Origin of the sequence: Curtobacterium sp. APC 4022 (assembly GCF_030407555.1) — a bacterium.
Lineage (GTDB): Bacteria > Actinomycetota > Actinomycetes > Actinomycetales > Microbacteriaceae > Curtobacterium.
Genome location: NZ_JASDDD010000008.1, coordinates 77,277 through 102,349, shown reverse-complemented (window position 1 = coordinate 102,349; position 25,073 = coordinate 77,277). Strand labels below are relative to the sequence as shown.

Below are 25,073 nucleotides of genomic sequence, written 5' to 3'. Positions count from 1 at the left end.
CGTCACCGGAGCGCTTGGCGCCGGCGACGGACGACTGCGACCGCTCGAGCATCCGCGACGAGAACCCGCCCGACCGCCGCCTCGTCAGGCACCACCGCCTCGTCCGGTCTCTCGATCGACCGCTCCGCTGCCCCCGTTGCGCCGCCCGCGGCATCGGCGCCCACAGCATCGGCGCCCGCAGCGTCGGCCCCGGCCGCGTCGCCACCGTCGAGTTCCGGTGGTGGACTGAGCCTGTCCTTCGGCCGCGCGCCGGCACAGCCGGCACAGCCGGCACCGCAAGCGCAGCCGACCCAGCAGACGTCACCGCCCCGATCCGCCGCGACGCCCCCGAGCGGGGCAGCCCGCCCAGCCGGTCCCGGGTCCACCGCGTCCACCCAGCCACGTCCCGACCGCATCGCACGTCGGCTGGCGGAACGGGCCTCCCGGATCCGCCCCTTCCCGGCACCCGATCCGCGCGACGTCCGCGTCCTCGGCCCCGAGGACCCGGTGGTCCGCATCGACCGCCGCCGCTCCGCCGTCGGCGCCCTGCGGGTCACCGGCTCGACCAGTGCCGCGTGGGAGTCCGTCGACCACGTGGTCGGCGCGGCGACCGCTGACGGTGCGACCGCCGGGCGCTCCGCGACGACCCGCGGCAACCGGCCCCTGGTCGGCTACGACGGTGCCGACGTCCTGGTGGCCCTGCGGCACGTCCGGCAGCTCCGCCGGGCGCTCGTGATGGGCCGCGGGTCGGACCGGCTCGTCATCGGGCTGCACGACGGCACCACCCTGGCGGTCGACGCCGGCGACGCCGACACGACCACGATCCTGGCGCTCTCCGTCATCGACGGCGAACTCGAGCTCCGCGCCGAGCCGTTCCCCAGGGCGACCCACGACGGCGACGTGTTCGCCGCGTTCGGGTTCGTCCTGTCCGCCCCGACCGTCGGAGTCTGATCCGTGCGCCACTTCGCCAACATCGCCGACCAGGAACCCCTGTTCCTCCGACCGCCCGAGGACGTGACGCGGGACAGCCCGCAGGACCTCCGCGCGGTGGCCCTCGGTGCCACCCTGTACACACCGGGCATCCGGCCGGACCTGGTGCGGGACGTCCGCCGCCAGACCGAACTCGGCGCCGGCTCGATCGTGCTGTGCCTGGAGGACTCCGTCGCCGACGACGACCTCCCCACGGCCGAGGCGAACGTCGAGACCGCGCTCCGCACCCTGACCGAGGAACTCGACCCGGCGACGCTGCCGCAGCTGTTCCTGCGCGTCCGGACGCCCGAGCACTTCGCCCGGCTGCTCGACCGCTTCGGCAGCCGCGCCCTCGACGTCCTGGCCGGCATCGTCCTGCCGAAGTTCGAGAACCCGGACGGTGCCGGGGCGCAGTGGTTCGAGGTGCTCGACGCCGCGAACGCAGGCCGTGCCGCCGGCGCCCGGCTGCTCGTGATGCCCATCCTCGAGTCCCCCGCGATCATGCACCGCGAGTCGCGCACCGAGGCCCTCGCCGACGTCCACGACCTGCTGCTGGAACGGCGGGACGACGTCCTGGCGGTCCGGATCGGGGCGACCGACCTGTCGAGCGTCTACGGCCTCCGGCGTCCCTCGCACCTGACCGTGTACGACGTGCAGGTGCTGGCGTCCGTGATCGGCGACGTCGTGAACGTCCTCGGCCGCGCCCGGGACGGCTTCGTCGTCGCCGGGCCGGTGTGGGAGCACTACCCGGACTCCGACCGGGTGTTCCGCACGCAGCTGCGCACCACGCCGTTCCAGGAGGCCGGGGACCTCCAGCTCCGCCGGCAGCTGCTCCTGGAGGGCTTCGACGGGCTGCTCCGCGAGGTCACCCTCGACCGCGCGAACGGGCTCACCGGCAAGACGGTCATCCACCCGCGCCACGTGCCGCTCGTGCACGCGATGTCGGTCGTCAGCGACGAGGAGTTCTCGGACGCCTCCGACGTGCTCGCGAACGCGACGGGTGGGGTCGCCGCTTCCCGGTACGGCAACAAGATGAACGAGATGAAACCGCACCACGCGTGGGCGGAGCGAACCATGCTCCGGGCCCGGGCGTTCGGTGTGGCCACCCCGGACGTGACCTACGTCGACCTGCTCGAGCGGAGCCAGCCGTGACCACGACCACCCCCACCGCAGGCCCGTCGGGGTCCGTCCTGCCGACGCCCGACGAGCTCGGCGTGGTGCTGACGGACGAGTCCACCGCCGGCGACGGGTCCACCGCTCCGGGTGTCCCGCTGGCGTCGCTCGTCCGGCTCGCACTCCGCCGGAACCCCCGCCGCGCGCACCTGCTCGTGTCCACCGTCCTCGCGAAGCACGTGCCGACCGTGCCCGCCGTCGCGCTCCTCGCCGGCGAGGCGCTGGGTGCCCGGGTCGCGGACGTCCTCGACGGCGGAGCGCGCCTCGACGCCGAGGCCGCCACGCGCCTCCGGGCGGTCCTCGACCTGCAGCAGGCCGACACGGCGACCGACTCGGGCAACGTCTCCGACGCCCTGCACCGGGCTGCCACGACGCTCCGCACCGACCTGGCCGCGGTCCGGCCGACCCTGCCGGACGTGCTCGTCCTCGGGTTCGCCGAGACCGCCACCGCCCTCGGTGCGACCGTCGCCGAGGCCCTCGGCGCCGGGTACCTGCACTCGACCCGCCACGACCCGCCCGGGGCGACGTCGGCCGCCGGCTTCGACGAGGCGCACTCGCACGCGACCGCACACCGCCTGCTCCCCGCCGAGGACGACTGGCTGCCGGCCGACGGCACGGTCGTCCTGGTCGACGACGAACTGAGCACCGGGGCCACGGCCCGCGCCACGATCCGCGCCCTGCACGCCGTCGCACCGCAGCGGCAGTGGGTCGTCGCCGCCCTCGTCGACCTCCGCTCCGACGAGGACGTCGCCGCGACCGAGGCCCTGGCCACCGAACTCGGCGCGCCCGTCGCGGTCGTCGCCCTCGGACGCGGTCGCGTCTCGCTGCCCGACGGCCTCACCGACACCGCAGCCGAACTCGTCGCCGCGGTCGCCGCGCCGCTCACCACGGCGCCCTCGGACGCGATGGCACCGGACCGCGAGCCGACGTCGGACGGGAGGCCCGTGCCGGCCCCGCCCCGTGCCTCCCGTCCCGGGACGGTCACCGTGGTCGCCGCACCGCCCACCGCCGTCGACCGCACCGGCACCCCGGCTGCGCGTGTCCGCACCCCGCGGACCGACGTCGAGGGCATCGCCGCCGACCTCGCCCGGGTCCTGACGAGCGAGGCGGGCGTCGTGCCGGACCGCGTCCTGGTGCTCGGCACCGAGGAGCACATGGCGACACCGCTCGCGATCGCGGACGCACTCCGCCGCCGGAGCACCGCGGACGTCCGCTCGTCGACGAGCACCCGCTCGCCCGTCGCCGCCTTCGACGACCCGGCGTGGCCGATCCGCTCCGGCATCCGGCACCGCTCCCACGACGCCACGGTGGACGGCCCGGGTGAGCGGTACGCGTACAACGTGCACGGCTTCGATGCGATCGTCGTCGTCCCCGAGCCGGGCACCGAGCAGGCCGCCCTCGAGGGGCCCGACGGTCTGCTCGACGTGCTCGCCGCCGTCACGCCGCGCGTGGTCCTCGTGGACAGCGAACTCGAAGCCGCCGGAGCGCCGGAGTCCGCCCCGCGCCCGCTGACGGGTCCGTCGTTCGGGTCGTACGAGCCGGACGAGGTGACCTGGCTCCTGCAGGACCTGGCCGATGCGGCTCTGGAAGCCGACACCGCCGACCGCGAGCGTGCGATCCAGCTCGAGGGCGCGAACTACGCCGAGTCGCTGCCCGTCGAGTACGTGCCGTCGGAGTCCTACGAGGAGCTGTACCGGGACGCCCTCGGACGCTCGGCGGACCGGATCGCCGAGGCGGTCGGCATCGTCACGGACCTGGTCCTCCGCGACCGGCCGAACGCGGTGCTCGTCTCCCTCGCCCGTGCCGGGACGCCCGTCGGGATCCTGATGCGTCGGTGGGCCGAGCAGCAGCGCGGTGTCCGCCTGCAGCACTACACCGCGAGCATCGTCCGCGGGGTGGGCATCGACGAGACCGCGCTCCGCTGGCTCGCGGCGCACCACGACGCGTCCCAGGTCGTCTTCGTCGACGGGTGGACGGGCAAGGGCGCCATCACGCGCGAGCTGACGGACGCACTCGACCGGTTCGCGGCCTCGGACGGGGTGCGCTTCGGCGACGAACTCGCGGTCCTCGCCGACCCGGCCGGGTGCACTCCGCTGCACGGCACCCGCGACGACTACCTCGTGCCGTCGGCCTGCCTCAACTCCACCGTGTCCGGGCTCGTGTCCCGCACGGTGTTCAACCGTGCGTGGACCCCGGAGGGCACGCTGCACGGGGCGAAGCAGTACCGCGAGCTCGGTCCCCGCGACCACTCGCGCTCGTTCGTCGCCACCATCTCCGAGCGGTTCGCCGCCGTCCGCCCCCGGGTCGACGCGGCCCTGGCGGCCGACGGTGGTCCGGAGTCACGTGCGGTCGACTGGCGCGGCATGCGGACGGTCGAGGCGATCGGCGCCGAGTACGGCATCACCGACCTGCACCTGGTGAAGCCCGGCGTCGGCGAGACCACCCGTGTGCTGCTGCGCCGTGTCCCGTGGCAGGTGCTGGTCCGGGACCCGGAAGACGTCGACATCGCGCACGTGGTCGCCCTGGCGCGCGAGCGTGGTGTGCCCGTCGTGACCCGACCCGACCTGTCCTACAGCTGCGTCGGGCTCATCCACCCGCTCGGCAGCCGGGTGTCGGACACGGGTACCGACCCGGCCGCGGACTCCGGCGACACCGCTGCGACGACCGGCGCGGGCGCATGAGCGCCCTCGTCGGGTTCGACCTCGACCGCACCGTCGTCTACTCTGCCGCCGCACTCATGCTCGAGGGTCCGGACGAGGCCGCACCCTCGCTCGTCGTCACCGAGGTGTACCAGGGCCTGCCGCTGTCCTTCATGACACGGACCGCCGAACGTGCACTGGCCGCACTGGCGGAGACGTCCGTCGTGGTCCCGGTGACCACCCGCACGGTCGCCCAGTTCCAGCGCATCCGGCTGCCGCTGCCGACGACCGGATGGGCCGTGACGACGAACGGCGCGGTCGTGCTGCACGACGGCGAGCCGGACGAGGCCTGGACCGCCACCCTCCGCGACGAGATGGCGGCGACGTCCGCTCCCCTGCCCGAGGTCGAGCACCGCCTGGCCGCCGCGCTGCCCGAGGGCTCGGTCCTCCGCACCCGCCGTGCCGAGGACCTCTTCGTCTACGCCATCGTCGAGCGGTCCGAGCTGCCGGACAGTGCCGTCGAGGCCTTCGCCGCCGAACTCGCCGAGCTCGGCTGGCGCGTGTCCGTGCAGGGCCGGAAGCTCTACGCCGTGCCCGTGCCGATCCGGAAGGAACGAGCCCTTGCGGCCGTCGCCGAGCGGGTCGGCGCCACCCGGACGATCGCCGCCGGGGACTCACTGCTCGACCGGGAGATGCTGGCCTGGGCGGACGTGGCGATCCGCCCGGCGCACGGCGAGCTGCACGCCGTCGGGTGGACAGCGGCGAACCTCGTCGTCACGCAGGCGAAGGGTGTCCTGGCGGGCGAGGAGCTCGTGCAGCTCGCCGCCGCCGCTGCCGCCGAGGTGCCGTCCCGGGCCTGATCGCAACACAGAACGGGCGGCCCTCCCGCAGGAGGACCGCCCGTTCGAACTCCCGGAGGAGCAGAGCTGCTTACTTGCTGAAGCCCTTGAAGCGCTGGTTGAACTTCTCGACGCGGCCGGCCGAGTCGAGGATGCGCTGCTTGCCCGTGTAGAACGGGTGCGAAGCGGACGAGATCTCGACGTCGATGACCGGGTAGGTCGCACCGTCGAGCTCGATGGTCTTGTCGCTGTTCGCGGTCGAACGCGTCAGGAACGTCTCACCGGAAGCCAGGTCGCGGAAGACGATGGCGCGGTACTCGGGGTGGGTTTCGGTCTTCATGGGGATTCCTCGGTGGATCGCGATGACGGAAGATGGGAAGTCGTGTGGCCTACGCCAGCGGACCACGTTACCAGACCACGGCCCGGATCGGGAGCGTCCGGAGCTGTGTCGCGGTGGATCAGACGGCGCGTGCGGTCCAGCGGCCGGCGTCCTGGGACACCGTGAGCTCGACGCCGAACGCGGCGGAGAGCGTCTCGGCGGTCAGGACCTCCGCGATCGGGCCGGCGGACTGCACGTGGCCGTCGGCGAGGACGAGCGCGTGCGTGAAGCCCGCGGGGATCTCCTCGACGTGGTGGGTGACGATGACGATCGCCGGCGAGTCCGAGCTCTGCGCGTAGCCGCCGAGGGTGCGCACCAGGCTCTCGCGGGCGCCGAGGTCCAGCGACGCGGCCGGCTCGTCCAGGAACAGCACCTCGGGGTCGGTCATCACCGCGCGGGCGATCTGGACCCGCTTCTGCTCGCCGTCGCTCAGCTCGCCGAAGCTGCGCTCGGTGAAGGCGCCGAGGCCCCACTCCTCGAGCACACGCTGGGCACGGCGGACGTCGAGTTCCTCGTACTCCTCGTTCCAGCGGCCGGTGACGGAGTACGCGGCGGTGAGGACGACGTCGATGACCTTCTCGGTCATCGGGATCCGACGGGCCAGGGCGGTCGACGCGAAGCCGATCCGGGGACGGAGCTCGAACAGGTCGGCACCGCCGAGTTCGGTCCCGAGGACCTCGACGTCACCGGACGTCGGGAACGTCTGCGCGCCCGCGACCTGGAGCAGCGTGGTCTTGCCGGCACCGTTCGCGCCGAGCACCACCCAGCGCTCGTCGTCCTGCACCTCCCACGAGATCCCGTCGAGGATGGTGGACCCGTCACGGACCACGGAGACGTCTGACAAGCGCACGACCGAGGGCATGTCGCCAGCCTACGCGAGCGCGGTCCGCTCCCCCGTCAGCGCCGCGCGTGCGGTGGACGACGGGTGACGGACGGGAGGCCCGGTGCCGGTCTCGGGGACCGGCACCGGGCCTCCAGGCCGTCGGCTCGCGGGACGCGGTCAGCGACCGGCGAGCACCTCGTCGTACACGGCGCGCGTCTTCGTGGCGATGGCGCCCCAGGTGAACTCGCTCTCGACGCGCAGGCGACCGGCGCGCCCCATCAGCTTGGCGAGCCCGAGGTCGGCGAGCACCTCGTTGAGGGTCGCGGCGAGGTCGGCGACGTAGCGGTCGGGATCGGTCGGCGTACCGGTGCCGTCGGTCGCCTGGTCGATCGGCACGATGCGGCCGGTCAGGCCGTCGGCGACGACCTCGGGGATGCCGCCGGTCTTCGTACCGACGACGGGGATGCCGCAGGCCATGGCCTCGAGGTTCACGATGCCGAGCGGCTCGTAGATCGACGGGCAGACGAACACGGTTGCGCTCGAGAGGACGTTGACGATCTCGCGGTGCTCGAGCATCCGGTCGATCCAGACGACGCCGTTGCGGCGGGTCCGCAGGTCCTCGACCAGCCCGGTGACCTCGGCGAGGATCTCGGGTGTGTCGGGGGCGCCGGCGCAGAGCACGACCTGGACGTCCTCGGGCAGGGACGCCACCGCGCGGAGCAGGTAAGGCAGCCCCTTCTGACGGGTGATGCGACCGACGAAGACCACGCTGGGGCGGTCCGGGTCGATGCCGAGCGCGCGGACGGCGTCGTCGTCGCGCTCGGGCTTCCAGTCGTCGATGTCGATGCCGTTGTAGACGACCTTCACGCGGGACGGGTCGATCGACGGGTACGAGCGGAGGATGTCCGCACGCATCGCCTTCGACACCGCGACGACGCCGTCGGCGTTGGTGAACGCCTCGCGCTCCATCCAGCTGGACAGGCGGTACCCGCCGCCGAGCTGCTCGGCCTTCCAGGGGCGGAGCGGCTCGAGGCTGTGGGCGGTGACGACGTGCGGGATGCCGTGGGTGAGCTGCGCCAGACGCCCGGCGGAGTTCGCGTACCAGGTGTGCGAGTGCACGAGGTCGGCACCCGCGACGTCGGCCGCGATCTGCACGTCGGTGCCGAGGGCCTGCAGCGCACCGTTCGCCTGCTCGAGGCCCGCGGGCGTGCGGTAGGCCCAGACACCCTGTTCGTCGCGGAAGCCACCGAAGGCCCGGACACGGACGTCGGTGTCCGTCCCGGACCGCAGCGCCGCGGTCAGCTGGGCAACGTGGACACCGGCTCCGCCGTAGACCTCCGGCGGATACTCCCTGGTCAGTAGATCGACTCGCACGCGTTCAAACTAACGGGTTCCCAGTGCTGACGCCTACTGTGAGCGGCATGGCAACGAAGAAGGTGTTCGGCATCGTGCTCGCTGGCGGCGAGGGCAAACGGCTCATGCCACTGACGGCGGACCGTGCGAAGCCCGCTGTGCCGTTCGGTGGGAACTTCCGCCTCGTGGACTTCGCGCTGTCGAACCTGGTCAACTCCGGGCTGCAGCGCATCGTCGTCCTGACGCAGTACAAGTCGCACTCACTGGACCGGCACGTCTCCCTGACCTGGCGCATGGAGGGGCTGCTCGGCTCCTACGTGGCCTCCGTCCCCGCTCAGCAGCGGCTCGGCAAGCGCTGGTTCGCCGGCTCGGCCGACGCGATCCTGCAGTCCCTGAACCTGATGCGTGACGAGCGGCCCGACATCGTCGTCGTGGTCGGTGCGGACCACGTGTACCGGATGGACTTCTCCCAGATGGTGGAGGCGCACATCGCCTCGGGCCGCAGCGCCACCGTGGCGGCCATCCGCCAGCCGATCGAGCTCGCGGACCAGTTCGGCGTCATCAAGGTCGACGACGCGGACCCCACCCGGATCGAGGCGTTCCTCGAGAAGCCGAAGGACGCCACCGGCCTGCCGGACTCCCCGCACGAGGTCCTGGCGTCGATGGGCAACTACGTGTTCGACGCCGACGCCCTGGTGGACGCGGTCCTCCGCGACGGCCAGATCGAGTCGTCGGACCACGACATGGGCGGCGACATCATCCCGGACTTCGTCGCACGCGGCGACGCCGGCGTCTACGACTTGCAGCGCAACGAGGTCCCCGGCTCGAACGACCGCGACAAGTACTACTGGCGCGACGTGGGCACGATCGACTCGTTCTTCGACGCCCACATGGACCTCATCGCGCCGGTCCCGGTCTTCAACCTGTACAACCAGGACTGGCCGATCTTCAACCAGCAGACCAACCTGCCGCCGGCGAAGTTCGTGCGCGACGCCAACGGCAACACCGGCGCCACCGTGGACTCCATCGTGTCGCTCGGCTGCCTGCTCTCCGGAGCCCAGGTCGAGCGCAGCGTCATCGGTCCGTGGGCGACGATCGACTCGCAGGCGAAGGTGCTCGACTCGATCGTGTTCGAGCGCGCGACCATCGGTGCCGGCGCGATCGTGAACCGGGCGATCCTGGACAAGGACGTCGTCCTCGCACCGGGCGCCCACGTCGGTGTCGACCGCGAGGCTGACGAGGCCCGCGGGTTCACCGTCACCGACTCCGGCATCACCGTCGTCGGCAAGGGCGTCCGCGTCGAAGCCTGACCCCGTCCCCTCCCACGTCGTGACCGCATGACGTGACCCCGCGACGTCACGGGGCACCCGACCCCGCTACCGTGGTCGGGTGCCCCGTTTCCTCGTCGTCCTCGATGCCGATTCGACCCTGCTCGAGGACGAGGTCATCGAGCTCCTCGCCGACGCGGCGGGGACCCGGCCACAGGTCCAGTCGGTGACGGAGCGCGCCATGCGCGGCGAGATCGACTTCGCCGAGAGCCTCCGGGAGCGGGTCGCGACGTTGGCGGGCCTCCCGGTCGACACCTTCGCCCGCGCGCAGCAGGCCGTCCGCGTCACCCGCGGTGCCGACGAGCTGGTGCGCGGGGTGCACGCCGCCGGCGGGACGGTCGCCGTCGTGTCGGGTGGCTTCCACGAGGTGCTCGACCCGTTCGCCGCCGGGCTCGGAATCGATCACTGCCGGGCGAACCGGCTGGAGACGCAGGACGGCGTGCTCACCGGGCGTGTCGCGGGCGCGGTCGTTGACGCGCAGGCGAAGGCGGACGCGCTCCGGGCCTGGGCCGCTGCGGACGGGGTGCCGCTCGAGCGCACGGTGGCCGTGGGCGACGGTGCCAACGACCTGGCGATGATGGCGGTGGCGGGGCTGGCCGTCGCGTTCGACGCCAAGCCGCGAGTGCGGGCGGAGGCGGACGTCGCCGTCGTCGACCGCGACCTGTCCGTCGTCCTCGCCACGCTCGGCCTGCGCGGCTGACGCGCCGTCGGCCGGCTGCGCCGCGCGCGGCTGCGCCGTGCAGCGGCGGGCCGCGGCGAGGCCGAGCCTCGGCCCTGCGGACAGTTCGCGCCTCTGAACCGCCGCGAAGTGTCCGCCCAGCCGAGGCTCGGCCCGCGCTCAGTCGGTCAGTCGCTCAGTCGGTCAGTGCCCCATGCCCAGGCCACCGTCGACCGGGATGACCGCGCCGGAGATGTAGCCCGCCCCGTCGCCCGCCAGGAAGAGCGTGGCGTCCGCGACGTCGTCCACGCTGCCGTAGCGCGCCGCCGGGATCGCCTTCTTGAACTCGGCCTGCAGCTCGTCCGACAGGGCAGCGGTCATGTCGGTCTGGATGAACCCCGGCGCGACGACGTTGGCCGTGATGCCGCGGGAGCCGAGCTCGCGCGTGATGGACCGGGCCATGCCGACCAGCGCGGCCTTGGACGAGGCGTAGTTGACCTGCCCGATCTGCCCGTACGCCCCGACGACGCTCGACATCAGGACGATCCGGCCGAACTTCGCCTTCATCATCCCCTTCGTCGCGCGCTTGACCACGCGGAAGGTGCCGGTCAGGTTCGTGTCGACGACGCTGGTGAAGTCCTCTTCCGACATCCGGAGCAGCAGCTGGTCGTTCGTGATGCCGGCGTTCGCGACCAGGACCTCGATCGGCCCGAGCGCTGCCTCGACCTCGGTGAAGGCGCGGTCGACCGACGCGGTGTCGGTGATGTCGGCCTGCACGGTGAGCGCACCCTCGGGGCCGCCCTGCCCGCTCCGCGAGGTGACGGCGACCCGGTGCCCGGCGGCGACGAAGCGGGCTGCCAGCGCGTGGCCGATGCCGCGGTTGCCGCCGGTGATGAGGACGGTACGGGGGGTGGTCATGGTCGCTCCGTTCGCTGGTGGTCGCTGGCCTGCCGGCGCCTCGCGGATCCGGACACAGCGCCAACGAGCCTAGCGGTGCACTCCGCGACGGCCGGTCTCCGCACGACCGTCCGGATGTCGTCCCCCGGGCGTAAACTGGAGGCCGGCAGACGGAGACCCCACCGCATGAACCGCAAGAACCCGCAGGACCCGAGCGGCCCGCGCATCCAGCTCCAGCGATCGGTGCCGGAACACGTGACCGCAGAGCCGATGGCGTCGCAGAACATCACGACGCTCCCGGACAACCCGGAGATCGACCGCGCGCACCGGCTCTCCCGCTACGTGTGGCAGATGGCCTTCCGTGTCGTCTGTTTCGTCGGGGCCGTGCTGATCTGGAGCGCCTGGCACTCCTGGATCGCCGTGCTGCCGATCGTCGCCGCCGCCGTCGTCCCCTGGGTCGCGGTCGTGCTGGCGAACGCCGGCAACCGCACCGGCGGCGACGTCGTCCGACCGGGTGGTGCGGTCGAGCTGTACGACGCGGTCGACCCGCGCCTCCGCGACGAGCAGGAAGACGCACGCGCCCAGGCCTACCGGGCCGAGCAGGAGCGCCTGCGCGACCAGGCCCAGCGTGCGCAGGAGGACTGGCAGCGCAACGGTGACCGGTCGCGCGTCTGGACCGCACGGAACGGCGGCCGCCGCTGATGGGAGCGACCTTCGACCTGTTCACCGAACCCGGCGCGACGCCGGTGTGTTCGCGGGCCGGTTGTTCGTCGACGGCCGCGTGGCGGGTGAACTGGCGGAACCCCCGGATCCACGCCGAGGACCGCGTGAAGATCTGGGCGGCCTGCGACGACCACTGCGACTTCCTCGCCGACTACCTGCGGTCGCGCTCGTTCCCGGTCCGCGTGACCGGCATCGACGACGACGTGGAGCACCTCGACGACACCACCGCGCGCGTCGCGGGTGACGGGCGATGACCGAGGGCTTCGACCCCGGTTCCCGGTACGGCCGGCGCCACGCGGCACGGATCCGCCAGGCGCAGGACGGTGCACCGGCGTCGGCTGACAGCGCGACCACGTCCGTCCGAGGCGGCACCGCCGAGCCCTTCGTCGGCTGGCACTTCGTCCGCAGCCGTCGCTGGCTCGGCTACTTCGCCATCGCCGTCGCGTTCGCGATCATCTGCACGCTGTTCGGCATGTGGCAGTGGGACCGCCGGAACGAAGCCGTCCGCCAGAACGACCAGATCGCGGCGAACTACGACCATGCCCCGGTCCCGGTCGACCAGGTGCTCCCCCGCGCCGGCACCTGGAGCAACAACCTGACCTGGCTGCGTGCGAGCGTCACCGGCCGGTACGACACCGACCACCAGCTACTCGTCCGCAACCGTGTGCACAACGGCCAGCCCGGCTTCGAGGTCCTCGTCCCCCTGGTCACCGCCGACGGTCGCGCCTTCGTCGTCGACCGCGGGTGGGTCCCCACGGGCAACAAGCAGGACGCGCCGGACAGCATCCCGGCTCCGCCGACCGGTACCGTCACCGTCGTCGTGCGTCTGCAGCAGTCCGAGCCCCGTATCCCGGGCCGCACCGACCCGGCCAACACCGACCAGGTGCAGTCCGTCACGCTGCCGGACGTCGCGGACAAGGCCGGCCACCCGATCTGGACCGGCGCGTACGGCCAACTCGACAGTGAGACGCCGGCACCGTCGGAGCGTGCGCCCCTCGGCTGGGACCGCCCCAGTGCGGACACCGGCCTGCACCTCAGCTACTTCATCCAGTGGTTCCTGTTCGCCGTCGGGGGCTTCGGGTTCCTGGCGTACGTGATGGTGCAGGAGTACCGGAACCTCAACCAGGACGACCCGGAGGAGCGCGAGCGCGCCCTCGACCGGCAGCGCCGCAAGGACGCGAAGCCGAAGTCGGACGCCGAGATCGAGGACGAACTGCTCACGTCCCGTCGCTGACGGACCGACGGCACGAGCACAGACAGAACGGGAGGCCCGTGGCGGTGTCGCCACGGGCCTCCCGTTCCGTCTGTCGTGCCGGTCCGCGCGTCAAGCGAGCTCGATGAGCTCCGCGTAGTCCTTGTTCCAGTGGTCCTCGGTGCCGTCCGGGAGCAGCAGCACGCGCTCGGGGTTGAGCGCCTCGACCGCACCCGCGTCGTGGGACACGAGGACGACGGCGCCCTCGAAGCCGGCCAAGGCATTGAGGATCTCTTCGCGCGACGCCGGGTCCAGGTTGTTCGTGGGCTCGTCCAGCAGCAGCACGTTCGCTCCCGAGACGACGATCATCGCGAGCGACAGACGCGTCTTCTCGCCACCGGACAGGACACCGGCCTTCTTGTAGCCGTCGTCACCGGTGAACAGGAACGACCCGAGCACCCGGCGGGCCTCGGTCTCGTTGAGGTCGGTGGACGCCGAGACCATGTTCTCGATCACCGTGCGGTTGACGTCGATGTTCTCGTGCTCCTGCGCGTAGTACCCGATGCGCAGGCCGTGGCCGGGCTGGACCTCACCGGTGTCCGGCACGTCGGCACCCGCCAGGATGCGGAGCAACGTCGTCTTGCCGGCACCGTTGAACCCCAGGATGACGACACGTGAACCGCGGTCGATCGCCAGGTCGACGCCCGCGAAGATCTCGAGCGAGCCGTAGGACTTCGACAGCCCCTCGGCCATCAGCGGCGTCCGACCGCACGGAGCCGGAGTGGGGAAGCGGATCTTCGCGACGCGGTCGGCGACGCGCTCGTCCTCGAGGCCCGCGAGCAGCTTGTCGGCACGGGCGACCATCTGGTGCGCCGCAGCTGCCTTCGACGCCTTCGCACCGAAGCGCGCGGCCTGGTCCTTGAGCGTCGCGGCCTTCTTCTCGGCACCGGCGCGCTCCTTGCGACGACGCTCCTCGTCGGCGACGCGCTGCCGCTGGTAGAGCTTCCAACCCATGTTGTAGATGTCGATGGTCTGTCGGTTCGCGTCGAGGTAGAAGACGCGGTTCACGACCTCGTCCACCAGCTCCACGTCGTGGGAGATGACGATCACACCGCCCGCGTAGGTCTTGAGGTGCTCGCGGAGCCACACGACCGAGTCGGCGTCGAGGTGGTTCGTCGGCTCGTCGAGGATCATCGTGTCGGCGTCAGAGAACAGGATGCGCGCGAGCTCGATACGACGACGCTGACCACCGGAGAGCGTCTTGAGCTGCTGGTCGAGGATGCGGTCCGGCAGCTTGAGGTTCGACGCGATCGACGCCGCCTCGGCCTCGGCCGCGTAGCCACCCAGCGCATTGAACTCGTCGTCCAGACGGGAGTACCGCTTCATCGCCTTCTCGGCGACGGCCGGGTCCGTGCTGGCCATGTCGAGCGTGGCCTTGCGGATGCCGTCGACGAGCTCACCGAGGCCACGGGCGTCGAGGATGCGCTTGCGGGCGGTGTCCTCGGGGTTCCCGGACCGTGGGTCCTGCGGCAGGTAGCCGATCTCACCGGACCGCTGGATCGTGCCGTCGGTCGGGGCGGCCTCACCCGCCAGGGCCTTGGTCATGGTGGTCTTCCCCGCGCCGTTCCGGCCGACGAGGCCGATCTTGTCACCCCGCTCGACGCGGAAGGACACGTTCTCCATCAGGAGGCGAGCCCCGACGCGGATCTCGAGTTCGTGCACGGCAAGCACAGTGGACGTCCAATCAGTTGGTGGGTTTGCACAACGGTGTGTGCGGGAGGTGCACCGCTACGCTGACGGGAACCGATGGTCCAGAACAGGACCAGCAGTCCATTCTAGGAGAATCCATGACGAACGCCACCGGGTTCGCTCCCCGCGCAGTCCTCGCCGACCGTCTGCGCACGCACGGTCTGGCCACCGACGCCGCGCTGATCGCCGGCGGCGCGCTCTTCACCGCCGCGCTCGCACAGATCGAGGTGCCGATGTGGCCGGTCCCCGTGACCGGTCAGACGCTGGCAGTCGTGCTCGTCGGTGCGACGCTCGGTGCCCGCCGCGGTGTCCTCTCGATGCTCGTCTACGCGATCGTCGGGCTCGCCGGCGCGCCGTTCTTCGCCGACGCCCAGGGCGGCCTGCACGCGCTGACCCTGCCGAGCTTCGGGTACGTCATCGGCTTCATCCCGGCCGCCGGCCTCATCGGTTGGCTCGCGCGCCGCAACTGGGACCGCAAGGTCGGGCGGGCCGCGGTCGCGATGCTGCTCGCGAGTGCGATCCCCTTCGTCACCGGCCTGCCGTACCTCGCGGTCGCCCTCGGTGCGCTCGGCGCCCCGAACGACCTGCAGTCCGTCCTGGCGGCGGGTCTCTACCCGTTCGTCATCGGCGGCATCGCCAAGGCCCTCATCGCCGCGGGCGTGCTGCCCCTGGCCTGGAAGGCGCTCGGCCGCCGCTGAGCGCGCTCCGCACCTGATGGCGGACGGGAGGCCCGGTACCAGCTGGTACCGGGCCTCCCGTCCGTTCTGGGGACGCGACACGGGGTCGGGTGCCGTTCCGACGCCCGCGAGCGGCCACGACACGCCGCCTGCCGTCCGCCGAGCGGTCACGATTCGTCGGTCCGGAGGGCCGAGAACGACGTTTCCTGACCGCTCGGCGGAGATGCCCGGCGCGTCGGAGGACGGGTCCTTCGGATGTCAGACACCCCGTTCGTGGACGCCGAGCGGTCACAGGTCGTCGGTCCGCGGGCGCGAGAACGACGTTCGGTGACCGTTCGGCGAGGCGCGCCGGCGGGACACGACGACGGACGGGAGGCCCGGTACCAGCTGGTACCGGGCCTCCCGTCCGTTCTGTGGTCGCGTGGCTAGATCGAGAAGCCGAGCGCGCGCATCATCTCGCGGCCGTCATCGGTGATCCGCTCCGGACCCCACGGCGGCATCCAGACCCAGTTGATGCGGAACGCGTCGACGATGCCGTCCAGCGCGTTCGCGGTGTCGTTCTCGATGACGTCCGTCAGCGGGCACCCGGCACTCGTCAGCGTCATGCTGATGATGAGCGCCGTGGCCTCGTCGTCCCAGGCAAGGTCGTAGATCAGGCCGAGGTCGACGATGTTGACGCCGAGCTCCGGGTCCTGGACCTCTTTCAGCCCCTCGACGACCTCGTCGAACTTCTCGGGTGCGAGTGTGGTGATCATCGTCACTCCGCCGGTGCGACGGCTGCGGCCTGCACGTAGCGGTCGTAGCCCTCGTTCTCGAGACGCTCGGCCAGCTCCGGGCCACCCTGCTCGGCGATCTTGCCCGCGACGAACACGTGGACGAAGTCCGGCGTGATGTAGCGGAGGATGCGCGTGTAGTGGGTGATGAGCAGCACACCGAGGCCGGTCGCGGCCTTGGCACGGTTGACGCCCTCGGACACGATCTTCAGCGCGTCGACGTCGAGGCCGGAGTCGGTCTCGTCGAGGACGGCGAACTTCGGCTTGAGGAGCTCGAGCTGCATGATCTCGTGGCGCTTCTTCTCGCCACCGGAGAAGCCCTCGTTGACGTTGCGCTCGGCGAAGGCCGGGTCCATCTTGAGGTCGGCCATCGAGGTGCGCAGGTCCTTGATCCAGCCGCGGAGGGCCGGTGCCTCGCCGTCGATGGCGGTCTTCGCGGTGCGGAGGAAGTTCGACACCGTCACGCCGGGGATCTCGACCGGGTACTGCATGGCGAGGAACATGCCGGCACGGGCGCGCTCGTCGACGCTCATCGCCAGGACGTCCTGGCCGTCGAGGGTGATCGAACCACCGGTGACGTGGTAGCGCGGGTGCCCGGCGATCGTGTAGGCCAGGGTCGACTTGCCGGAGCCGTTCGGGCCCATGATCGCGTGGATCTCGCCCTCGTTGATCGTCAGGTCGACGCCCTTGAGGATCTCCTTGACACCCTGGTCGGTGTCGATGGCGACCTGCAGGTCACGGATTTCGAGAGTGGACATTGCGTTCCTTCGGTTGCAGCTGTGGTGCGGCGTCAGCCGCGGGAAGAGTGTGGGTTCGCGCTCAGGCGACCGGGACCGGGTCGTGCACGTCGACGTAGACGTCGCCGTCACGGACCTCGACCCGGAAGACCGGCACCGGCTCGTACGCCGGGAAGTTCTTCGGCTTGCCGGTCGTCAACGAGAACTGCGAGCCGTGCGCCCAGCACTCCAGCGAGTCACCCTCGACGAAGCCCTCGGACAGCGAGATGTCGCCGTGCGTGCAGGTGTCACCGATGGCGTGCACGGTGCCGGCCGAGTCCTTGACGATCGCGATGGCGGTGCCCTCGACGACCGCGCGCATCGGGCTGTCCACCGCGATGTCGCTCTCGGCGCAGACCTTCTCGGCCATCAGGCGTCGACCCCGGCGGGAGCGGACCCGGCGGCAGCGGCCTCGGCGACCGGCGCAGCGAGGACCGTCCGGCCCTCCATGAGCTCCTGCTCGACGGCGGCGATGAGGCGCTCCTCGAGCTCGGGCGCACCGATCTTCTGGATGACCTCGACCAGGAAGCCCAGGACGACGAGACGACGGGCCTCTTCCTCCGGGATCCCGCGGGCCTGCAGGTAGAAGAGCTGCTCGTCGTCGAAGCGACCGGTGGCGCTGGCGTGGCCGGCTCCGGTGATGTCGCCGGTCTCGATCTCGAGGTTCGGGATGCTGTCGGCGCGCGTGCCCTCGGTCAGGACCAGGTTGCGGTTCTGCTCGTACGAGTCGGTGCCCGGAGCGGAGCGACCGATCAGGACGTCGCCGATCCAGACCGTGTGCGCACCCTGACCCTGCAGCGCGCCCTTGTAGTTGACACGGCTGCGGGTGTTCGGGGCGTCGTGGTCGACGTAGACCTGCTGCTCGATGTGCTGGCCGGCATCCGCGAAGTAGACACCGTACATCTCGACGTCGCCGCCCTGCGCACCGAGGTGCGTGGACGGGTTGACGCGGATGACGTCGCCGCCGAGCGAGACCACGACGTGCTTGAGGAAGGCGTCGCGGCCGACCTCGGCGAAGTGCGTCGAGACGTGCACCGCGTCGTCGTCCCAATCCTGGACCGTGACGACGGTGAGGCGCGCGCCGTCGCGGACGACGACCTCGACGTTCTCGCTGAGGAGCGCCGACCCGCGGTTGTCGATCACGACGATGCCCTGCGCGTGCGGCTCCGCGGTGATGACCGTGTGCGCCGCCCGCGGCTGCGTGCCGAAGTCGGAGCGGGTCACCGTGATGAACTCGTGCTCGTCGGTGCCCCGCACGGTGATCGCCAGGACGGCGTCACGTGCGCTCCAGGCAGCGGCAGCCGCCCGGTCCTCCGGCAGTCCGGCGCCGCCGACGCGGGGGTCGTCGCTGCGACCCCACTCGACGTCGGCGCCCGCGGACTGGGTCGCGAGGAAGGGGTACGCCGAGCCGTCCAGCGTGCTGTCGAGCAGCGGCTGGATCTTGGCGAGCGGCGCGAACTTCCAGTTGACCTCTCGGCCGGTGACGGCCGGGAAGGCGCTGACGTCACCCGAGCGGAACCGCTGGGAACGCGTCTGCACCGGCACCTTGGTGTCCCAGCCGCCGTCGGAGTGCGCCCGGGCGCCGTGCTGGTCCGTACCGCCCGACGAGAGCGTGCTCGCGGGCTCCGTCGGCTGGTCGATGTGGGGAGGAGGGGTGGTGCTGGACATCTAGCCGACGGATCCTTCCATGCTCATCTCGATGAGCTTGTTGAGTTCGAGTGCGTACTCCATCGGGAGTTCGCGGGCGATGGGCTCGATGAATCCGCGCACGATCATCGCCATGGCCTCGTCCTCGGCCATGCCGCGGGACATGAGGTAGAACAGCTGCTCCTCGCTGACGCGGGAGACCGTCGCTTCGTGACCGAGCTGCACGTCGTCGACACGGATGTCGATCGCCGGGTAGGTGTCGCTCCGCGAGACGGTGTCGACGAGCAGCGCATCACAGCGGACCGTGTTGGCCGAGTGGTGCGCGCCCGGGTCGACCCGGACCTCGCCGCGGTACCCGGCACGACCGCCACCACGGGCGATCGACTTCGAGACGATCGACGACGTCGTGTACGGCGCCATGTGGATCATCTTCGCGCCGGCGTCCTGGTGCTGGCCGGGGCCGGCGAAGGCGACGGACAGGGTCTCGCCCTTGGCGTGCTCACCGGCGAGGTAGATGGACGGGTACTTCATCGTGACCTTGGACCCGATGTTGCCGTCGATCCACTCCATGGTCGCGCCCTCGTGGGCGATCGCACGCTTGGTGACGAGGTTGTAGACGTTGTTCGACCAGTTCTGGATCGTCGTGTACCGAACGCGGGCGTTCTTCTTCACGATGATCTCGACGACGGCCGAGTGCAGGGAGTCCGACTTGTAGATCGGGGCGGTGCAGCCCTCGATGTAGTGGATGTAGGAGTCCTCGTCCGCGATGATCAGCGTCCGCTCGAACTGGCCCATGTTCTCCGTGTTGATGCGGAAGTAGGCCTGGAGCGGGATCTCGACGTGGACGCCCTTCGGGACGTAGACGAACGAGCCGCCGGACCACACGGCCGTGTTCAGGGCAGCGAACTTGTTGTCGCCGGCCGGGATCACGGTGCCGAAGTACTCCTCGAACAGCTCCGGGTGCTCGCGCAGCGCCGTGTCGGTGTCCATGAAGATGACGCCCTGCTGCTCCAGGTCCTCGCGGATCTGGTGGTAGACGACCTCGGACTCGTACTGCGCGGCGACGCCGGCGACGAGGCGCTGACGCTCGGCCTCCGGGATGCCCAGGCGTTCGTACGTGGTGCGGATGTCCTCGGGGAGGTCCTCCCACGACTCAGCCTGCTTCTCCGTCGACTTCACGAAGTACTTGATGTTGTCGAAGTCGATGTCCGACAGGTCGGCGCCCCACGAGGGCATCGGCTTGCGGTCGAAGAGCTTCAGCGCCTTCAGCCGGTTCGCACGCATCCACTCGGGTTCGCCCTTGCGGCCGGAGATGTCGGTGACGACCTCTTCCGACAGGCCACGGCGCGCAGAGGCGCCGGCCGCGTCGGAGTCGGCCCAGCCGAATTCGTACTGGCCGAGCCCTTCGAGTTCTGGACGGTCGATGAGCACGTCGGACATGGTCTCCTCGTTTCCTTCTCGCAACAGCGTCTCCGGTACAACCCGGTGGTGTCGGACACCATTCCACCGCAAGCCGCCGACACGGCGTCCCATGGTGTTGCTGCCTCGCAACGTCGATGTTCCCACGCAGTCGCGGGACCGATCGGCGATCACGGCCCATTCGGAGCCGGCGCCTGCCTAGACTTGACTGCTGCTGAACCCTCGAATCCTACAGGTCCAGGGCCCGGAACAACAGGAAGGCACCACCCTCGTGACTCGCGTCGGACCAACCGTCGAGCAGGACGTCCGGACCCCGACCCCCTGGTGGTCGCTCCCCCGCACCGTCGACCCGCGCGTCGTGGTCCTCGCCTGGGCGTCGTTCGTGGTCGAGGTCGTGCTCATCGGCACCGGCGGCCTGGTGCGCCTGACCGCCTCCGGACTCGGCTGCCCCACCTGGCCGAAGTGCACCACCGACTCGCTCGTGTCGACGCCCGAGATGGGCATCCACGGGATCATCGAGTTCGGCAACCGTCTGCTGACCTTCGTGCTGGTCGTCGTCGCGATCGCGATGTTCCTGGCGGTCGTCCGGATGCGCAAGACGCGTCCCGAGCTGTTCTGGCTGGCGTTCGCCCAGGGCGCGGCGATCCCCGTCCAGGCGGTCATCGGCGGCGTGTCGGTCATCTCCGGCCTCAACCCGTTCGTCGTCGGGCTGCACTTCGTCGTGTCCGCCGTGCTCACGAGCATCACCGCCGCCCTGGTCTACCGCTCGGTGAACGGCCCCCGCGTCCGCGACCGGATCGTGCCGCGCTGGTACTTCGACGTCGTCCGCGGCACCGTGGTCGCCGTCGCCCTCACCGTCCTCATCGGCATCCTCACCACCGGCAGCGGCCCCCACGCCGGTGCCAGTGAGCGTGTCGACGGCGGCGCGGTCCACCGGACGGGCTTCGACACACAGCTCATGGAGCACCTGCACGCCATCCCCGCCTACGCGACCTTCGCGCTGACCCTGGTGCTCGTGATCGGTGCGGTCCGCCTCGGCATCTCGAGCCGGAGCGTCCTGCTGCTGCTCGTCGTCGAGTTCGTCCAGATCGCGGTCGGGCTCACCCAGGCGCGCACCGGTCTGCCGGTCGGCCTGGTCGGCACCCACATGGTGCTCGCCGGGCTGCTCGTCGCCGCGATGACCGCGGTCGTGCTCTCCACCCGGTCCAGTGCCGGTCGGGACGCCGTCCGGGCCTGATCCGGCTCGACCGTCCGCGGCCGTGGGGCCGACCACGTCGTCGCCGCGCCGGTCTGCGCGGGGTGGTCCGTGCCTCCCGGACAGCGACCCGTCCGGACCGCGGACGCACCAGCGCAAGGCGCACCCCTCACCGTCCCGTCCACGGGTGTGTCGGCCCTGCTGCGCCGGTCGGGAGGCACGCCCCACCGCGCGACGCGACCCGCGTACCCGACACGGCCGGCTCCCCGACACGGCCGGCTCCCCAGCTCGTGCCGCGCGAGTCCACCCGGTCCCCCGCCGGCCCCGCGAACGACGACGGGCGCTGCGAACGACGACGGGCCCGGCCTCCGAGGAGGCCGGGCCCGTCGTCACACCGTGCGGATCAGATCGTGAAGGTGAACACCTGCGGCAGCAGCGGGTCGATGCCCACCGCGATGAACAGCAGCGTCAGGTAGGTGATCGAGCTGCGGAACACGCGCATCGGGTGCACCTGCTCCATGTGCTGGATCGCCCGGTTGTAGAGCAGGTGCGACTCGACGACGAACCAGATGCCCGCGGCCAGGGCGACCACCGTGTACAGCGGCCCCATGTTCGCCACCGGGATGAGCAGCAGCGAGCAGACCAGCGTCGCCCAGGCGTAGAGCACGACCTGCAGTCCGACGACGGTCCGGCCACGCACGACGGCGAGCATCGGGACGTCGGCGGCGTCGTAGTCGTCGCGGTACTTCATCGACAGCGGCCAGTAGTGCGGCGGCGTCCAGAGGAAGATCACCATGAAGAGGATGACGGGGGCCCACGTCAGCGAGCCGGTGACGGCCGCCCAGCCGATCAGGACCGGCATGCAGCCGGCCGAGCCGCCCCAGACGATGTTCTGCGGGGTCCGGCGCTTGAGCCAGAGCGTGTAGAGGAAGACGTAGATCAGGATCGCGGCGACACTCAGGGCGGCGGCGAGCCAGTTCACGAAGACGACGAGCACGACGGTCGACACGATGCCCAGCACCCACGAGAACACGAGTGCTTCGCGGTCGGACAGCTCGCCCGTGACCAGCGGACGGGTGCTCGTGCGCTTCATCAGGCGGTCGATGTCGCGGTCGATGTAACAGTTGAACGCGGACGCCGAGCCCGCCGACATCGCGCCGCCGAGCATCGTCCAGAACACGAGCCACAGGTCGGGCACGCCCCGCTGGGCCAGGAACATCGTCGGCGCGGTGGTGACGAGCAGGAGCTCCATCACGCGCGGCTTGGTGAGCGAGACGTACGCCCGGACCTTGCGGGACAGCATCGACCGACGAACGGTGTCTGGCCTGGTCACGGTGGCAGTCGGCAAGGGAACCTCAGTCTGTTTCGCTGCAGCTCGCACGCTCGGGTGGACGTCACCGTCGGCGTCTGGGCGTGCGTGTCCGCGGAATGGTCGCGGATCACGATCAGTTTACGCGATGGACGGCGCCACGACGATGTCCCGCCGCTCCCCAGCGGCTCCGGGACACGCCCGGACGACGACCGGTCACCGACCGGTCATCGAGGCCCGCCGGTCACCTGGGCACCTTCTGAGTGCCGGTTCACTATGCTGGAGAGGCCCTCCCGCAGCGTGCCCCGAAGACGTCGGCCGCGATCGAGCCGGTCGGCCGCCGGCAACGGCGCCGCGACGGAGCCCCGGGTGGGCACCATGTCCGTGCGATGGCACGAGCCCTCGCACATGTCGCATCAATGAAGGGTCAACATCCAAGTGGCTGAATTCACCTGGGACGCCATCGACCGGAAGGCCGTCGACACGGCCCGCGTCCTCGCCGCCGACTCTGTCGAGGCGGCCGGCAACGGTCACCCCGGCACCGCGATGAGCCTCGCGCCGCTGGCTCACCTCCTCTTCCAGAAGGTGATGCGTCGCGACCCGAGCGACTCCACGTGGATCGGTCGCGACCGCTTCATCCTGTCGGCGGGTCACGCATCGATCCTGCAGTACGTGCAGTTCTACCTGCACGGCTACGGTCTCGAGCTCGACGACCTCCAGCACCTCCGCAAGTGGGGCTCCAAGACGCCGGGTCACCCGGAGTACGGCCACACCGACGGTGTCGAGATCACCACCGGCCCGCTCGGCCAGGGCCTCGCCTCCGCCGTCGGCTTCGCCTACGCGCAGCGCTTCGAGCGCGGCCTGTTCGACCCGGAGACCCCGGCCGGTCAGTCGCCGTTCGACCACTACACCTACGTGATCGCCGGCGACGGTGACATGCAGGAAGGCGTCACGAACGAGGCCGGTTCGCTCGCGGGTCGCCAGCAGCTCGGCAACCTCATCGCGTTCTACGACTCGAACCAGATCTCGATCGAGGACGACACCGACATCGCGTTCTCCGAGGACGTCCACGCCCGCTACGAGGCGCTCGGCTGGCACGTCCAGGTCGTCGACTGGAAGAAGACCGGCGAGTACCACGAGGACGCCGAAGCACTCTTCGCCGCCGTCGAGGCCGCCAAGCAGGTCCACGACAAGCCGTCGCTCATCGTCATCAAGACGATCATCGGCTGGCCGTCGCCGACCAAGCAGAACTCCGGCAAGATCCACGGCTCCGCGCTCGGCGCCGACGAGCTCAAGGGCCTGAAGGAGGTCCTCGGCTTCGACACCGAGAAGACCTTCGACGTCTCCCCCGAGGTCCTCGACTACACCCGTGGCGCGATCGCCAAGGGTCAGGCCGAGCACGCCGAGTGGCAGAAGAGCTTCGACGCGTGGGCCGCGGCCAACGCCGACAAGAAGGCACTGTTCGACCGCGTCCAGGCCAAGCAGCTGCCCGAGGGCCTCGAAGCCGCCCTGCCGGTGTTCAGCACCGAGAAGGCCGTCTCGACCCGTGCCGCCTCCGGCAAGGTCATCAACGCCATCGCGCCGCTGATGCCCGAGTTCTGGGGTGGCTCCGCCGACCTGGCCGAGTCGAACCTCACCACGATCGAGGACGGCAAGTCCTTCGGTCCGGCCGAGGCCTCGACGAAGACCTGGACGACCGACCCGTTCGGCCGCGTGCTGCACTTCGGCATCCGCGAGCACGCGATGGGCTCGATCCTCAACGGCATCGTCCTGCACGGCAACACGCGCCCCTTCGGTGGCACGTTCCTGATCTTCAGCGACTACATGCGTCCGGCAGTCCGTCTCGCCGCGCTCATGAAGGCGCCGGCGATCTACGTCTGGACCCACGACTCCATCGCCCTCGGCGAGGACGGCCCGACGCACCAGCCGATCGAGCAGATCACCGCGCTCCGAGCGATCCCGGGTCTCGACGTCGTCCGCCCCGCGGACGCCAACGAGGTCGCGTACGCCTGGCTCGAGATGCTCAAGCACCAGGACCGCCCGGCCGGCATCGCGCTGAGCCGCCAGAACCTGCCCGTCTTCGAGCGTGGCGACGGCGACGCGTCCGGCGAGGTCTTCGCCTCGGCGAAGAACGTCGGCAAGGGCGCGTACGTCCTGGCCGAGGCGCCGAACGGCACCCCGGACGTCATCCTCATCGGCACCGGTTCCGAGGTCCAGATCGCGGTCGACGCCCGTGAGCAGCTCAAGGCCGAGGGCATCAACGCCCGGGTCGTGTCCGCTCCGTCGCTCGAGTGGTTCCACGAGCAGGACGAGGCGTACCGCGAGTCGGTCCTGCCGAAGTCCGTCAAGGCCCGCGTCTCGGTCGAGGCCGGGATCGCGATGAGCTGGCGCGACATCGTCGGAGACGCCGGCCGCAGCGTGTCGATCGAGCACTTCGGTGCCTCGGCCGACTACCAGAAGCTGTTCGAGGAGTTCGGGTTCACCACCGAGCACGTCATCTCGGCGGCCAAGGAATCGATCGCAGCAGCAGCATCCTGACCCGAACGGGCCGGGTCCGGAACGTCGGACCCGGCCCG

Annotated in this window: 23 protein-coding genes; 12 read left to right on the top strand and 11 right to left on the bottom strand. The window is 70.9% G+C overall.

What is annotated here, in order from left to right:
• The first annotated feature begins 486 nt into the window (after positions 1–486).
• From QL987_RS04725 to QL987_RS04710, 4 genes are read left to right on the top strand one after another with little or no spacing between them, the layout of a single operon-like run.
• Positions 487–930: a hypothetical protein gene (locus QL987_RS04725; RefSeq protein WP_290156478.1), complete on the top strand. Its 444-nt coding sequence runs from the start codon at positions 487–489 to the stop codon at positions 928–930.
• Positions 931–933: 3 nt separating this feature from the next.
• Positions 934–2,100, top strand: a complete 1,167-nt coding sequence (locus QL987_RS04720; RefSeq protein WP_221849507.1) for an HpcH/HpaI aldolase/citrate lyase family protein — start codon at positions 934–936, stop codon at positions 2,098–2,100.
• Positions 2,097–4,802 carry a phosphoribosyltransferase domain-containing protein gene (locus QL987_RS04715; protein ID WP_290156477.1) on the top strand — a complete coding sequence of 902 codons (2,706 nt, stop codon included), beginning with the start codon at positions 2,097–2,099 and terminating at the stop codon, positions 4,800–4,802. Before QL987_RS04720 ends, QL987_RS04715 begins: the two co-directional genes overlap by 4 nt.
• Positions 4,799–5,620, top strand: a complete 822-nt coding sequence (locus QL987_RS04710; RefSeq protein ID WP_290156476.1) for an HAD family hydrolase — start codon at positions 4,799–4,801, stop codon at positions 5,618–5,620. Before QL987_RS04715 ends, QL987_RS04710 begins: the two co-directional genes overlap by 4 nt.
• 70 nt (positions 5,621–5,690) lie before the next feature.
• On the opposite strand, the gene QL987_RS04705 is transcribed toward QL987_RS04710, so the two are convergent.
• The 3 genes from QL987_RS04705 to glgA all read right to left on the bottom strand — a co-directional run bounded on the left by QL987_RS04705 (position 5,691) and on the right by glgA (position 8,175).
• Complete coding sequence (locus QL987_RS04705) at positions 5,691–5,939, bottom strand: type B 50S ribosomal protein L31 (protein ID WP_071275272.1); 249 nt, start codon at positions 5,937–5,939, stop codon at positions 5,691–5,693.
• Between the two features lie 118 nt (positions 5,940–6,057).
• Positions 6,058–6,840 carry an ABC transporter ATP-binding protein gene (locus tag QL987_RS04700; protein ID WP_290156475.1) on the bottom strand — a complete coding sequence of 261 codons (783 nt, stop codon included), beginning with the start codon at positions 6,838–6,840 and terminating at the stop codon, positions 6,058–6,060.
• A 138-nt stretch (positions 6,841–6,978) separates the two neighbouring features.
• A complete protein-coding gene (gene glgA / locus QL987_RS04695; RefSeq protein ID WP_290156474.1) occupies positions 6,979–8,175 on the bottom strand; it encodes a glycogen synthase in 1,197 nt (398 codons plus the stop codon).
• A gap of 47 nt (positions 8,176–8,222) precedes the next feature.
• Between glgA and glgC the strand changes: the two genes are divergently transcribed.
• Together glgC and serB are read left to right on the top strand one after the other, a co-directional pair.
• Positions 8,223–9,464, top strand: coding sequence for a glucose-1-phosphate adenylyltransferase (gene glgC / locus QL987_RS04690; protein WP_253463186.1), 1,242 nt, complete (start codon positions 8,223–8,225; stop codon positions 9,462–9,464).
• A 79-nt stretch (positions 9,465–9,543) separates the two neighbouring features.
• Entirely contained in the window at positions 9,544–10,182 is a 639-nt protein-coding gene (gene serB / locus QL987_RS04685) for a phosphoserine phosphatase SerB (RefSeq protein WP_290156473.1), read from the top strand.
• Positions 10,183–10,344: 162 nt separating this feature from the next.
• Here the strand turns inward: serB and fabG are convergent, their stop codons facing one another.
• Positions 10,345–11,058 (bottom strand): 3-oxoacyl-ACP reductase FabG, encoded by a 714-nt coding sequence (gene fabG / locus QL987_RS04680; RefSeq protein WP_253463190.1) that lies wholly within the window; start codon positions 11,056–11,058, stop codon positions 10,345–10,347.
• Positions 11,059–11,223: 165 nt separating this feature from the next.
• Between fabG and QL987_RS04675 the strand changes: the two genes are divergently transcribed.
• From QL987_RS04675 to QL987_RS04665, 3 genes are read left to right on the top strand one after another with little or no spacing between them, the layout of a single operon-like run.
• Positions 11,224–11,739, top strand: a complete 516-nt coding sequence (locus QL987_RS04675; RefSeq protein ID WP_290156472.1) for a DUF3099 domain-containing protein — start codon at positions 11,224–11,226, stop codon at positions 11,737–11,739.
• Positions 11,739–12,014, top strand: coding sequence for a hypothetical protein (locus QL987_RS04670; RefSeq protein ID WP_111073524.1), 276 nt, complete (start codon positions 11,739–11,741; stop codon positions 12,012–12,014). Before QL987_RS04675 ends, QL987_RS04670 begins: the two co-directional genes overlap by 1 nt.
• Positions 12,011–12,994, top strand: coding sequence for an SURF1 family protein (locus tag QL987_RS04665; RefSeq protein WP_290156471.1), 984 nt, complete (start codon positions 12,011–12,013; stop codon positions 12,992–12,994). The genes QL987_RS04670 and QL987_RS04665 overlap by 4 nt, the downstream gene beginning before the upstream one ends.
• A 90-nt stretch (positions 12,995–13,084) precedes the next feature.
• Here QL987_RS04665 and QL987_RS04660 read toward each other — a convergent pair whose 3' ends face one another.
• Positions 13,085–14,683 carry an ABC-F family ATP-binding cassette domain-containing protein gene (locus QL987_RS04660; protein ID WP_290156470.1) on the bottom strand — a complete coding sequence of 533 codons (1,599 nt, stop codon included), beginning with the start codon at positions 14,681–14,683 and terminating at the stop codon, positions 13,085–13,087.
• 116 nt (positions 14,684–14,799) lie between these two features.
• On the opposite strand from QL987_RS04660, the gene QL987_RS04655 reads away from it, so the two are divergent.
• A complete protein-coding gene (locus QL987_RS04655) occupies positions 14,800–15,399 on the top strand; it encodes a biotin transporter BioY (protein WP_290156469.1) in 600 nt (199 codons plus the stop codon).
• Positions 15,400–15,803: 404 nt separating this feature from the next.
• Here the strand turns inward: QL987_RS04655 and QL987_RS04650 are convergent, their stop codons facing one another.
• The 5 genes from QL987_RS04650 to sufB all read right to left on the bottom strand — a co-directional run bounded on the left by QL987_RS04650 (position 15,804) and on the right by sufB (position 20,014).
• A complete protein-coding gene (locus QL987_RS04650; RefSeq protein WP_111073528.1) occupies positions 15,804–16,133 on the bottom strand; it encodes a metal-sulfur cluster assembly factor in 330 nt (109 codons plus the stop codon).
• Positions 16,134–16,135: 2 nt separating this feature from the next.
• Positions 16,136–16,909, bottom strand: a complete 774-nt coding sequence (sufC, locus tag QL987_RS04645) for a Fe-S cluster assembly ATPase SufC (protein WP_111073529.1) — start codon at positions 16,907–16,909, stop codon at positions 16,136–16,138.
• A gap of 61 nt (positions 16,910–16,970) precedes the next feature.
• On the bottom strand, positions 16,971–17,300 hold the full coding sequence (locus QL987_RS04640) for a non-heme iron oxygenase ferredoxin subunit (RefSeq protein ID WP_290156481.1): 330 nt from the start codon (positions 17,298–17,300) through the stop codon (positions 16,971–16,973).
• Positions 17,297–18,595: a Fe-S cluster assembly protein SufD gene (gene sufD, locus QL987_RS04635; RefSeq protein ID WP_290156468.1), complete on the bottom strand. Its 1,299-nt coding sequence runs from the start codon at positions 18,593–18,595 to the stop codon at positions 17,297–17,299. Before sufD ends, QL987_RS04640 begins: the two co-directional genes overlap by 4 nt.
• Entirely contained in the window at positions 18,596–20,014 is a 1,419-nt protein-coding gene (gene sufB / locus QL987_RS04630; protein WP_110902235.1) for a Fe-S cluster assembly protein SufB, read from the bottom strand. It abuts the gene before it with no gap.
• Between the two features lie 250 nt (positions 20,015–20,264).
• Between sufB and QL987_RS04625 the strand changes: the two genes are divergently transcribed.
• Positions 20,265–21,230: a COX15/CtaA family protein gene (locus QL987_RS04625; protein ID WP_111073532.1), complete on the top strand. Its 966-nt coding sequence runs from the start codon at positions 20,265–20,267 to the stop codon at positions 21,228–21,230.
• A 361-nt stretch (positions 21,231–21,591) separates the two neighbouring features.
• On the opposite strand, the gene QL987_RS04620 is transcribed toward QL987_RS04625, so the two are convergent.
• On the bottom strand, positions 21,592–22,536 hold the full coding sequence (locus tag QL987_RS04620) for a heme o synthase (protein WP_221849498.1): 945 nt from the start codon (positions 22,534–22,536) through the stop codon (positions 21,592–21,594).
• 399 nt (positions 22,537–22,935) lie between these two features.
• Between QL987_RS04620 and tkt the strand changes: the two genes are divergently transcribed.
• Positions 22,936–25,035: a transketolase gene (gene tkt, locus QL987_RS04615; RefSeq protein WP_221849497.1), complete on the top strand. Its 2,100-nt coding sequence runs from the start codon at positions 22,936–22,938 to the stop codon at positions 25,033–25,035.
• Positions 25,036–25,073 lie beyond the last annotated feature (38 nt).

Coding starts and splice junctions, on each gene's coding strand:
- QL987_RS04710 (WP_290156476.1), top strand. CDS start 4,799: ATGAGCGCCCTCGTCGGGTTCGACCTCGACCGCACCGTCGTCTACTCT.
- QL987_RS04705 (WP_071275272.1), bottom strand. CDS start 5,939: ATGAAGACCGAAACCCACCCCGAGTACCGCGCCATCGTCTTCCGCGAC.
- QL987_RS04700 (WP_290156475.1), bottom strand. CDS start 6,840: ATGCCCTCGGTCGTGCGCTTGTCAGACGTCTCCGTGGTCCGTGACGGG.
- glgC (WP_253463186.1), top strand. CDS start 8,223: ATGGCAACGAAGAAGGTGTTCGGCATCGTGCTCGCTGGCGGCGAGGGC.
- fabG (WP_253463190.1), bottom strand. CDS start 11,058: ATGACCACCCCCCGTACCGTCCTCATCACCGGCGGCAACCGCGGCATC.
- QL987_RS04675 (WP_290156472.1), top strand. CDS start 11,224: ATGAACCGCAAGAACCCGCAGGACCCGAGCGGCCCGCGCATCCAGCTC.
- QL987_RS04670 (WP_111073524.1), top strand. CDS start 11,739: ATGGGAGCGACCTTCGACCTGTTCACCGAACCCGGCGCGACGCCGGTG.
- QL987_RS04665 (WP_290156471.1), top strand. CDS start 12,011: ATGACCGAGGGCTTCGACCCCGGTTCCCGGTACGGCCGGCGCCACGCG.
- QL987_RS04655 (WP_290156469.1), top strand. CDS start 14,800: ATGACGAACGCCACCGGGTTCGCTCCCCGCGCAGTCCTCGCCGACCGT.
- QL987_RS04650 (WP_111073528.1), bottom strand. CDS start 16,133: ATGATCACCACACTCGCACCCGAGAAGTTCGACGAGGTCGTCGAGGGG.
- sufC (WP_111073529.1), bottom strand. CDS start 16,909: ATGTCCACTCTCGAAATCCGTGACCTGCAGGTCGCCATCGACACCGAC.
- sufD (WP_290156468.1), bottom strand. CDS start 18,595: ATGTCCAGCACCACCCCTCCTCCCCACATCGACCAGCCGACGGAGCCC.
- sufB (WP_110902235.1), bottom strand. CDS start 20,014: ATGTCCGACGTGCTCATCGACCGTCCAGAACTCGAAGGGCTCGGCCAG.